The organism is Butyrivibrio sp. (genome assembly GCF_017940685.1).
Classification (GTDB): Bacteria; Bacillota; Clostridia; order Lachnospirales; family Lachnospiraceae; genus Butyrivibrio.
In genome coordinates this window covers 1-10534 of record NZ_JAGAYD010000235.1, presented here as the reverse complement: position 1 = coordinate 10534, position 10534 = coordinate 1, and the positions used below count along the sequence as shown (strand labels likewise).

The 10534-nt window shown below is 46.5% G+C and carries 11 protein-coding genes; all 11 read right to left on the bottom strand.

Features of this window, described 5'->3' with window-relative positions; genetic code table 11:
• Positions 1-105: 105 nt before the first annotated feature.
• Positions 106-1671 carry a lysine--tRNA ligase gene (gene lysS, locus J6I68_RS13885; RefSeq protein ID WP_292221194.1) on the bottom strand — a complete coding sequence of 522 codons (1566 nt, stop codon included), beginning with the start codon at positions 1669-1671 and terminating at the stop codon, positions 106-108.
• Positions 1672-1760: 89 nt separating this feature from the next.
• Positions 1761-2246 (bottom strand): transcription elongation factor GreA, encoded by a 486-nt coding sequence (greA, locus tag J6I68_RS13880; protein ID WP_292221193.1) that lies wholly within the window; start codon positions 2244-2246, stop codon positions 1761-1763.
• Between the two features lie 84 nt (positions 2247-2330).
• Positions 2331-3335 (bottom strand): tRNA dihydrouridine synthase DusB, encoded by a 1005-nt coding sequence (dusB, locus tag J6I68_RS13875; protein WP_292221192.1) that lies wholly within the window; start codon positions 3333-3335, stop codon positions 2331-2333.
• Between the two features lie 89 nt (positions 3336-3424).
• Positions 3425-3934: a DUF6145 family protein gene (locus tag J6I68_RS13870; protein WP_292221191.1), complete on the bottom strand. Its 510-nt coding sequence runs from the start codon at positions 3932-3934 to the stop codon at positions 3425-3427.
• Between the two features lie 5 nt (positions 3935-3939).
• Positions 3940-4755, bottom strand: a complete 816-nt coding sequence (locus J6I68_RS13865) for a type III pantothenate kinase (RefSeq protein WP_292221190.1) — start codon at positions 4753-4755, stop codon at positions 3940-3942.
• Between the two features lie 57 nt (positions 4756-4812).
• Complete coding sequence (locus J6I68_RS13860; protein WP_292221189.1) at positions 4813-5721, bottom strand: biotin--[acetyl-CoA-carboxylase] ligase; 909 nt, start codon at positions 5719-5721, stop codon at positions 4813-4815.
• 14 nt (positions 5722-5735) lie between these two features.
• On the bottom strand, positions 5736-6725 hold the full coding sequence (argF, locus tag J6I68_RS13855) for an ornithine carbamoyltransferase (RefSeq protein ID WP_292221187.1): 990 nt from the start codon (positions 6723-6725) through the stop codon (positions 5736-5738).
• A 255-nt stretch (positions 6726-6980) separates the two neighbouring features.
• The gene (locus J6I68_RS13850) at positions 6981-8087 is read right to left on the bottom strand and encodes an SH3 domain-containing protein (RefSeq protein WP_292221186.1); all 1107 of its coding nucleotides are present in this window, start codon (positions 8085-8087) and stop codon (positions 6981-6983) included.
• 129 nt (positions 8088-8216) lie between these two features.
• Positions 8217-9011, bottom strand: a complete 795-nt coding sequence (gene proC / locus J6I68_RS13845) for a pyrroline-5-carboxylate reductase (protein ID WP_292221185.1) — start codon at positions 9009-9011, stop codon at positions 8217-8219.
• 6 nt (positions 9012-9017) lie between these two features.
• Complete coding sequence (locus J6I68_RS13840) at positions 9018-9827, bottom strand: TrmH family RNA methyltransferase (RefSeq protein WP_292221184.1); 810 nt, start codon at positions 9825-9827, stop codon at positions 9018-9020.
• 176 nt (positions 9828-10003) lie between these two features.
• Positions 10004-10534, bottom strand: a 531-nt coding sequence (locus J6I68_RS13835; protein ID WP_292221183.1) for a 6-phosphofructokinase, incomplete at its 5' end; no start/stop codon positions are given.

Genomic DNA, 10534 nt, shown 5'->3' with positions numbered 1-10534 from the left:
ATCCTGGTCCATAACAGTCCATCCAAGGCATCGGGATTTGCGGTACAAATGGTGCAAATCCTTGTTTGACACAACCTTCATGAACAACATAAACCTTATACGGACTTAATTGTGAGAGACGGACTTAAGTGTCGGGAATAATAAGACATCCCTTATGGTCTCACTATTTGTCAGCAGCATGCAAAGTCTGTCGATACCGTATCCGATACCGCCTGTAGGTGGCATACCGATCTCCAGGGCATTGAGGAAGTCCTCGTCTGTGTGCTCAGCCTCTTCGTCGCCTGCTGCCGCATTGGCATCCTGCATAGCGAAACGCTCGCGCTGGTCGATGGGATCGTTGAGCTCTGAGTATGCGTTGCACATCTCCCAGGTGTTGATGAAGAGCTCGAAACGCTCAACCTTCTCAGGATCTGAAGGCTTCTTCTTGGTAAGAGGTGAGATTGCAAGAGGGTGATCCATGATGAATGTAGGCTGGATCAGCTCTTTCTCGCAGAACTCCTCAAAGAAGAGGTTGATGATATCGCCCTTGGTGTGACGATCCTCAAACTCGATGTGGTGCTCCTTGGCAAGAGCCTTGGCCTCTTCGTCAGTCTTAACCTGATCAAAGTCAACGCCGGCATATTTCTTAATAGCATCGTTCATAGTAAGGCGCTCGAAAGGCTTGCCAAGATCGATGATGTTGTCGCCGTAAGGGATCTGGGTTGTACCGCAAACCTTCTCAGCAAGGTAACGGAACATGCTCTCTGTAAGCTCCATCATTCCCTCGTAGTCTGTATATGCCTGGTAGAGCTCCATAAGTGTGAACTCTGGGTTGTGTCTTGTGTCTGTACCCTCGTTTCTGAATACACGGCCGATCTCGAATACTCTCTCAAGACCGCCAACGATGAGTCTCTTAAGATAGAGCTCAAGGGAAATACGAAGCTTCCTCTCCTCATCAAGGGCATTGTAATGTGTAAAGAATGGTCTTGCAGCTGCGCCGCCTGCGTTCTCAACAAGCATAGGTGTCTCAACTTCCATGAAGTCTCTATCTGCAAGGAAATTTCTGATCTCTCTGATGATAGCTGATCTCTTCTTGAAGGTCTCTTTTACCTCCTCGTTCATGATGAGGTCAACGTATCTCTGTCTGTAACGGATCTCTGTATCTGTAAGTCCGTGGAACTTCTCTGGAAGTGGCATAAGAGATTTGGATAAAAGAGTGAGTTCCTTAACGTGCACTGAGATCTCGCCTGTACGTGTTCTGAAGGCAAATCCCTTAACACCAATGATGTCACCAATATCCATCTTTTTGAAATCAGCATAAGCCTCATCGCCGATGTCGTTTCTTGAAACATAAAGCTGCATGCGTCCGTCTCTGTCCTGAAGGCCTGCAAAAGAAGCCTTACCCATGACACGCTTGCTGAGCATACGTCCTGCAAGTGAAACAACCTTGTCAGCCGGGATATCTTCAAAAGGAACAACCACTGCCTTGCCCTCTTCGTCAACTGGTGGTACGAACTCCAGGGCATCAAAATTGTCCCTGATATCCTGGGTGTGATGAGTCTGGTCGTACTTGACGATCTGGAAAGGATCCCTGCCCTGTGCCTGAAGCTCAGTTAGCTTGTCTCTTCTTACCTGACGAAGTCTTCCGACATCTTCCTGTGGTGCGTTGTTTTGCTGATTATTCTCTGCCACGATATTTCCTCCTGATTTGCGATTATAATATATAAGCCGACGATGGTTCGCCGGCTCAAATGTCACTAATTAAGACCTGGGAAAAGAGATTACTCTGTCTTGGTCTTGTCGATTGCAAGTACCTTGTACTTGAACACGCCAGCCTGTGTCTCTACAGAAACTGTCTGTCCCTTCTTAGCACCAAGCAGTGCCTTTCCTACAGGTGACTCGTTGGAGATCTTACCCTTAAGGCTGTTAGCCTCCTGTGAACCTACGATCTTGTATTCAAGATCCTCGTTGAGCTCAAGATCACGGATCTTAACGTTACATCCGATGCTGATCTTGTTTGTATCAACGTCCTCTTCTACTACTACCTCAGCATTTTTAAGGATCTTCTCAAGAACCTCAATTCTTGCCTCGATATCACGCTGCTCATCTTTTGCTGCGTCGTACTCAGCGTTCTCAGAAAGGTCTCCCTGCTCTCTTGCTTCCTTGATCTTCTGAGCAACTTCCTGACGCTTGTTTACCTTAAGGTCCTGAAGCTCGTCCTCGTACTTCTTGAGACCTTCATAAGTTAAGATGTTTTTCTTTTCCATAGTGCCTAAACAACCTCCATAAGAAAATCTAATCTATCTATATAAATATATGTACTTTCTCTTTTTAACTTTGCTATTATACTGTTATTTATTTTCCGTGTCAACAATAGCATTTTGTAGCATAACTCTGCCACATGTAGCCTTCAGGGACGCCATATCAGTCATCTGGTTTATCTCGCCTCTGAACTTGGCGCTTCCTGGCATTCCTGTTGTGTACCAGGACACGTGCTTACGCATCTCTCGGATCCCGATGTATTCTCCCTTGTACTTAAGCTGCATATCTGCATGCCTTATGACTGTGTCGTAAATCTCGCGGTTTGTAGGCCTGTCGCAGCTTTCTCCTTTTTCAAAAAAGCTGATGATCTCCCTGAAGATAAATGGATTACCCTGGGCTGCCCTTGCAACCATTACGCCGTCGCACCCTGTTTCATCAAACATTCTCTTTGCGCTCTCGCCGTCAACCACATCTCCGTTTCCAATAACAGGGATTTTCACAGCTTCCTTCACCTGTCTGATGATATCCCAGTCAGCCTTACCTGAATAGTACTGCTCCCTTGTCCTTCCGTGAACAGCAACTGCAGAAGCTCCCCCTGCCTCTGCCGCCAGTGCGCACTCAACTGCATTTACCGACTCATCGTTAAAGCCTTTTCTTATCTTGACCGTAACAGGTCTGTCAGACACTTCGAAAAGAGCTCTAACTATCTTTTCAATAAGCTCCGGATTTTTCATAAGCGCTGACCCCTCGCCGTTTCCAACAACCTTGGGAACAGGGCAGCCCATGTTCACATCAAGGATATCGAAGGGCCTGTCCTTTATCATGTCGTAGGCTTTTTGCATGATCTCAGGTTCTGAGCCAAACAGCTGCAGTGAAACCGGATGCTCTTTTTCATGAATCTCAAGGAGCATGTTGGTGTTGCGGTTCTTGTAGGTGATAGCCTTGGCGCTTATCATCTCCATACACACAAGGCCTGCGCCCATCTCGCTGCATAAAACACGAAAAGGCAGGTCTGATACACCTGCCATTGGTCCAAGAATTATGTTGTTTGGTAAAGTTACACTGCCAATCTGCAGCTTGCCGTAGCCTGACATTCTTTTCTCCTAACAAGGAAGTTCTGCTCTCGCCTGCAAGCAGGCTCGCCAGAACAAGCTTCACTCACGGAAATCAGAGATTTCCTATCTCAGCTTTCGTCGCTATCTAATATATCCGCAGGATTTTCGTGAAGCACGTAGATCCTGTAGTAAAGTCCAAGGGCTTCAAACAGGTCCTGTCTCTTTCTTCTTACTTCGCTTACAAGAAGTCCCGCTGTGATCTCATCATAGGTGATGTCCTCTTCGTCAGCGTTGGTCTCGATGGAGATGCTGCCATCCTCCTCATAGACGATGGTAAAGATACCACCTGCCTCCTGAGTAAAGAGAACGCTGATGATATTAAGCTCTTTCTTGATGCTCTCAGGGATCTGCCTAAAGATCGGGTTAAAGTAGTACTTCTGCTCATAAGCGTTGGCTCCGCATAAAACTACTCTCTTCCCTGCTACCTTCTCAAACTCCCGACCTTTGTTGGTCTTTTGCATCTCATCGATCTTAAGGTCTCCTTCCTGAGTCTGGTCCTCATTTTCTTCTAATTCGTCCTCAGGAATGATTCCTTCAAACTCTCTTTTATATTCTCTTTCAAAATCCTTAGCGCTCATATTTCTCACTCCGGTTGATTGTCATCATCAAATTCTTTGTTCTGTGGCTTGCTCTTCCTGTTCTTGTCATACAGGATCTGAAGTCCCTTAAGTGTCAGGGTTGGATCATAGATGTCGATGGAATCTGTCTCATCCGCAATGAGTCTTCCAAGGCCCCCTGTTGCCACAACTTTCATTTCAGGGCAGCTTGATGCTCTTTTGATCTCATCAATGATATACTCTGTCTGGCCGATCTGTCCATATATGAGACCTGCCTGCATGCTGGAAATCGTATCCCTTGCAAGGATGCTGCCTGGCTTTTTGATCTCAATCTCAGGAAGCTTGGCTGTGCCCTCCCAGAGAGCAGAAGCTGAAATCCTGATGCCTGGTGAAACCACGCCTGCATAGAACTCGCCCTTTTCATTTATTGGCACATAGGTGGTTGCAGTACCGTAGTCCACAACCAGCACTGGTCCGCCGTAGAGCTCGTAAGCTGCAACGGAATCAACGATAAGATCCGGGCCAACTTCCTTGGGGTTGTCGATGGTGACCTTGATGCCAGTCTTGATCCCAGGTCCCACAATGTATGGCTTTTTATCTATGTACTTAACAATGGCGTTTACAAGCGCGTGCATTACCTGAGGCACTACGCTGGCGATCATAACGCCCTCGATCTCTCCTTTTTTAACTCCGTTCATGCCAAGCATGGTAAGGAGCTCCACTCCGTATTCGTCGGAAGTGCGGGCTGTCTTGGACATCATTCGAAATGACGTCGTCAACTCTTTTCCCTTAAAAACTCCAAATGTGATATTGGTGTTACCTACATCAATAACTAAGATCATAGCTAGCCTCCATTTCAGCCGGTCACCTGCTGCCTGTGCAGCTTGGCGCGCGGCCATTCATACGTAGCTGTAAAGTCCTCTCACCGACACCTCTCCGGCGCCGACTGTTCTGATATCTCTATGGTGAGAGCCTGCCTGCTCTCCTGTCACATCCACAAGAAGCTCTCCAAGGTCCGTGATCCCAAGGGCGCATCCCATAGTTCCGCTTCTTGCATCCCAGGCAGCTGGTGTTCCTCCGGTCTTGCCAGAATCAAGGATCTTCACCTTTTCACCCTTGTTGATGAGCCTGGATTCGTACTGCTCTTTTAAGAAGGACAGGTCGTAACTCATCTGGAACTTTTCATAGTTTTCTTCAAACCGCTCCATGACCCGCGCCACCACAAGGCTCCTGTTAACTCTTTTTCCGGTCTGGGTCAAAAGAGATCCAGCAACACCTTTAATCTCATCCGGGAAATCAGTCATATTTACATTGATCCCAACGCCGATGACAACATCCCTTATGGAATTATCCGGGTTCATGTGAAGCTCTGTAAGAATACCACAGATTTTTTTCTTGTCAATAACAACGTCGTTGGGCCACTTTATCTGGGAATAGAGCCGGCTGGTTGAAGTGCCTTCAAGGGTCTTACTGCCATCTGCGCTGCTTTCTGCAATGGCCAGATCAACGCCCTCTGCAACAGACAGTCCCATCACCAGCGTCAGCATGGATATCCTGTCTGCCGGAGCTGTAGGCCTTATCACAAGGCTCATGGCGATGTTGGTACCGGCTGGAGTTTCCCAGCTCCTGCCACGGGAACCACGACCAGCTTCCTGCTTGTCAGCCACAACCAGCGTTCCGTGGGGAGCGCCCTCTGCTGCCATGTCCCTTGCATCGTTATTGGTTGAATCCGTTATATCCTTATATACAATGTTGCAGGCAGCCCACCTGGTGGTAAGCCGCCTTTCTATTTCTTCCTTACTAAGCATTTAATGCGTAACCTTTATTTCTTAAGTGTAGCGTACATAACTGCCTTGATGGTGTGCATTCTGTTTTCAGCCTCTTCAAAGACAATTGATCTGTCTGACTCAAAAACTTCATCAGTAACTTCCATCTCATCAAGACCATATTTTTCCTTGATCTGTTTTCCGATGCCTGTGTTCAGGTCGTGGAAAGATGGCAGACAGTGCATGAATACGCACTGTGGTCCTGCGTTGTTCATAATGTCCATTGTTACGCGATAAGGTTCAAGGTCCTTAATGCGCTCCTCCCAGACTTCGTCAGGCTCGCCCATGGATACCCAGATATCTGTGTAGATAACGTCTGCTCCCTTGGTTCCCTCAATAGGATCCTCAGAGAAATCAATGATCGCTCCTGTGTCTTTTGCGATCTCTTTGCATGTATTTACAAGGTCCTCAGCTGGGAAGTACTTCTTGTTGGAAACTGCGGTAAAGTGCATTCCAAGTTTGGCACAAAGGACCATCAGGGAATTACCTGTGTTGTATCTTGCATCCCCCATGTAAACCAGATGAATGCCCTTAAGCTTACCAAAGTGCTCTCTGATAGTCAGAGCGTCAGCCAGCATCTGTGTTGGATGGAACTCGTTGGTAAGTCCGTTCCAAACAGGAACCTTGCTGTACCTGGCAATTGTCTCAACAATCTCCTGCTCAAAGCCCCTGTACTCTATTCCATCGTACATACTGCCAAGAACCCTTGCAGTATCTGCGATACTCTCTTTTTTACCGATCTGTGAATCTGTTGGGTTAAGGTAAGTTGAACCCATTCCAAGATCGTGGGCTGCAACCTCAAAGGAGCATCTGGTTCTGGTACTGGTCTTTTCAAATATCAGCGCAATATTCTTGCCCTTAAGCTCATCGTGTAAAATTTCCTGCTTTTTCTTGTTTTTAAAATCCGCTGCAAGATCTACCAGGTATTCAATCTCTTCTGTGCTGAAATCAAGTAACTTCAAAAAATCCCGTCCGTACAAATTCATCGTAGTGCTCCTCCTTATGAAAATATAGTAAATCATAACACATATTATTCCTGAAAGATACTAGGCAACAGGCAGACAATATTTATAAAATACGCAGTTCTAGTCGAGGAGATGATTTACAAAATGAAAAAACGAAGAAATGTCGACTTCTCTGAACAACGTGAAAGGAGACATTTCTTCGTTTTTGAATTTTAGTAAATCACAACACAGACTTCACAAGTATTTTGTAAATATTGTCTGCCTGTGGTCAGAACATTACCAGAATACATGAGCACCGATTATGATACCCTCTCTTCCGTTGGCACGTCTGAAGTGAAGTGCGCTGCCTACGGTTGTCTCGCCATTAAGAGCTGCCTGAGCTGCCTGGTAGTTGGCATCGGCGATCTTGCCGCTGTTGTATACTCTTGCAACGGTTCCGTTAAGAGCTGGTGTGAACTGACCTGATGCATAGATAACACCGTAAATACTGTTAGGATAAGCACCTGACTTAACACGGTTCATAACAACTGCACCAACTGCAACTCTTCCCTCGTAAGGCTGGTTACCTGCCTCGCACTGGATAAGTGCTGCAAGGAGCTTGACTTCATCAGCATCTGCGCTGACTGCTCCGCGGTTCTTGGTAAGAGACGCTTTCTTTTCAGCCTCTTCACGGATCTTGATAGCTGCAATGGTCTCACCCTGGTCAATCTTGAATGAAGTAGTAACGAACTCGGACTGTACATAGCCAGTCTCATCGTTGTAGTCAACGCTGATCCAGCCATTGCCCTCGTCCTCAATAAGATCTACGAAAGCATTCTCTGTAAGAACGCCAAGTACCTCTGCATCTGAAGAAGCCTCTGCCCTTACGTTAAGAGCGCTTGAGTTACTGGTAACAATCTGTTTTCCAACATCCTGTGCAAGACTCTCTGCCTCGTCGTCGAATAAAAGATACTCATCCTTGGCCCAGCCAATAAGGTCACCAGACTGGATCTTGGTCCAACCGTCCTGTCTGTCTAATATCTTACCGCCGCAGTCCTTATAAAGAACTCCGACCTTGGTCGAATCTTCACTGGGATCTTCCCTGACGTTCATCACTGTGCTGACATTGGCCATAAACAGTGTGGACTCCTGCTCCTCTTCCTCAGAAAGAGCTCCTGTCCTCTCTGCATTAGCGTAGGCCTTTACCTCTGTGGCTGTGTAATCAACACCAAGTGGTGACAATGGGCTGATAATATTTGAAATTCCTGTAGCAAGTTCTAAATAGCTCGAAGCTCTGTTTCTTGCCTCTACTGTCATCCCCTGGGAAAAGAAAATACATGCTGCAAGCGCAAATACCAAAAGGCGCTTCACTATCCCAGCGGATAACTTAAGTGCATTCTCCATACCTTTGCTATCCTTCTGAATTGTATCACTCATAAATTGTTACAATTTTGTTGCAACTTGTTAAGATTAAGATAATCCGTTGGTAATATTAGCAAAGATATGTTTTTTTGTCAAATTTTGACTAGTAAATTAGAGACTTTTACTCTTATCAATGCATGCAGTTACTGCATCCATCACTACTCCGCGGAAACCACCCTCTTCAAGTGCTCTTACCGCCTCGATTGTAGTTCCAGCAGGTGAGCAGACCATATCCTTAAGCTCTCCCGGGTGCTTGCCGGTTTCAAGAACCATCTTGGCACTTCCAAGAACTGACTGGGCAGCGAACTCATAGGCCTGTTTCCTTGGCATTCCGCCAGCAACTGCCGCATCTGCCATAGCCTCTATGAAAAGAAATACATATGCAGGTGATGATCCGCTGACACCAACTACTACATCCATAAGTGACTCTGGAACTGTATAAGCCTTACCAAAGCTCTCAAGGAGCTCCATTACAAAGTGGAAATCATCGTCACTTACAAGGTCATTTCTGCAGACTGCAGAACAGCCCTCTCCTACAAGTGCAGGAGTATTGGGCATAACCCTGATTATCTTGGTGGGCTTTTCAAACTCTTTTTCAATCCATCCTATTGTCTTACCGGCTGCGATGCTGACGATCACTTTGTTCTCAGTGACTGAATCCATAATATCTGCGATCACAACCTTCAGGTACTGGGGCTTAACAGCGAGAACGATTATGTCTGCCTCTGCGGCTACTGCTGCGTTTGAGCTCCTTGTCTGGATCCCGTATTTGTTAGCTACCTTCTGGCATGTAGCCTCTGTCTGAGCAGTTCCAATTATCTCGTTTGGTCCCATGAGACCCTTATGAAGAATGCCTCCGATCATGGCCTTAGCCATATTACCAAGTCCGATAAATCCCAGTGTCATTTTAAGTTACCCCCTTCTCTGTCTTGAAGCTTCAAATGTAAGAATTGCTGCTGAAGTGGCTGCGTTCATGGATTCCACTTCCCCCTTCATTGGGATGAGAACATACTCAGAAGCCGCATCTGCAGTCTCTTTTGTAAGTCCATTTCCCTCGTTGCCGATAAGAAATGCTGTCGGCTTAGTATAGTCAAACTCGTCGTAGCTCTTTTTACCTTTAAGGTGAGCTGCATAGGTAGAAATTCCCTTAGTTCCGAGCTCTTTTACCATTTCGGAAACATTCTCTACATATATAAATGGCATTCTGAAAATGGATCCCATGGTGGAGCGGATGACCTTGGGGCTAAAGATATCTGCGCATCCCTTTGAAAGGATGATACCTGTTACTCCGGCGCCTTCGCCGCTTCGAAGCATTGTTCCAAGGTTTCCTGGATCCTGAATATTCTCAAGAACAAGAAGGAGCGGAGCATTTTCTTTTCCCGAAGCGCTCTGATTGTAGCCTTCAAGGACTTCCTCAAGGGTATAGGGATACTGCCTTATTACTGCAAGAACTCCCTGTGGTGTCTGAGTGTCGGCCATCTTGTTCATGACCTCCTCAGAAACTGTCTCTGCACCGTATCTCCAAAGAATCTCCTTGTCCCCTTCGCTGGCGGTGTCCACGAACCTTTCTGTGACGTATACCTCGCTTACCTGGAGAACCGGAGCCTCCCTTAACATTTTCATTCCTTCTATAATAAAGACGCCATCTTCACGTCTTGCCTTTGCCTTCTGACCATAGGCCACAACGCGCTTTACGCGGTCATTGCTGGTACTGGTGATCATAACATTTCTCCTGTAACTTTTATGAGTACACTTATACTACCACATGTTAACGAAATATTACATAGTGCATGCAAAGCATTTTCGACATATGCAAAAATGGTGACCACAAAAAGTGATCACCATTGATTATGCATTGAGTCATACCCTCTGCGCCATTTTGCTGGCAGCTGGCAGCATCAGATTGTACGAGCGATCTCGTACATGTACTCGTTGATATTCTTCTTCATTGCAAGAGCCTCGTCGATGTCGTAATCAACGAACTGGCCATTGCGGTAACCAACTACTCTGTTGGTCTTGCCAGCTGCAAGGATATCTGCTGCATAGCATCCCATCATTGACGCGTAAACACGGTCCTTACATGTTGGGCTACCACCACGCTGCATGTATCCAAGAATTGAAGCTCTTGTCTCAAGTCCTGTAGCAGCCTCAATTCTGCGGGCCATTGATGTTGAGTGGCCGATACCCTCTGCATTAACGATGATATGGTGTGTCTTGCCCTTCTTACGGTTGTCGATGATGTTGTCGATGATGCGCTGCTCGTTGTAGTCGTACTTCTCAGGAAGGAGAATGTCGTCTGCACCGTTGGCGATTGAGCACCAAAGGGCAATATATCCAGCGTGACGTCCCATAACCTCTACGATTGAAACTCGCTCGTGAGAAGATGATGTATCACGGATCTTGTCGATAGCATCCATAGCTGTGTTGAT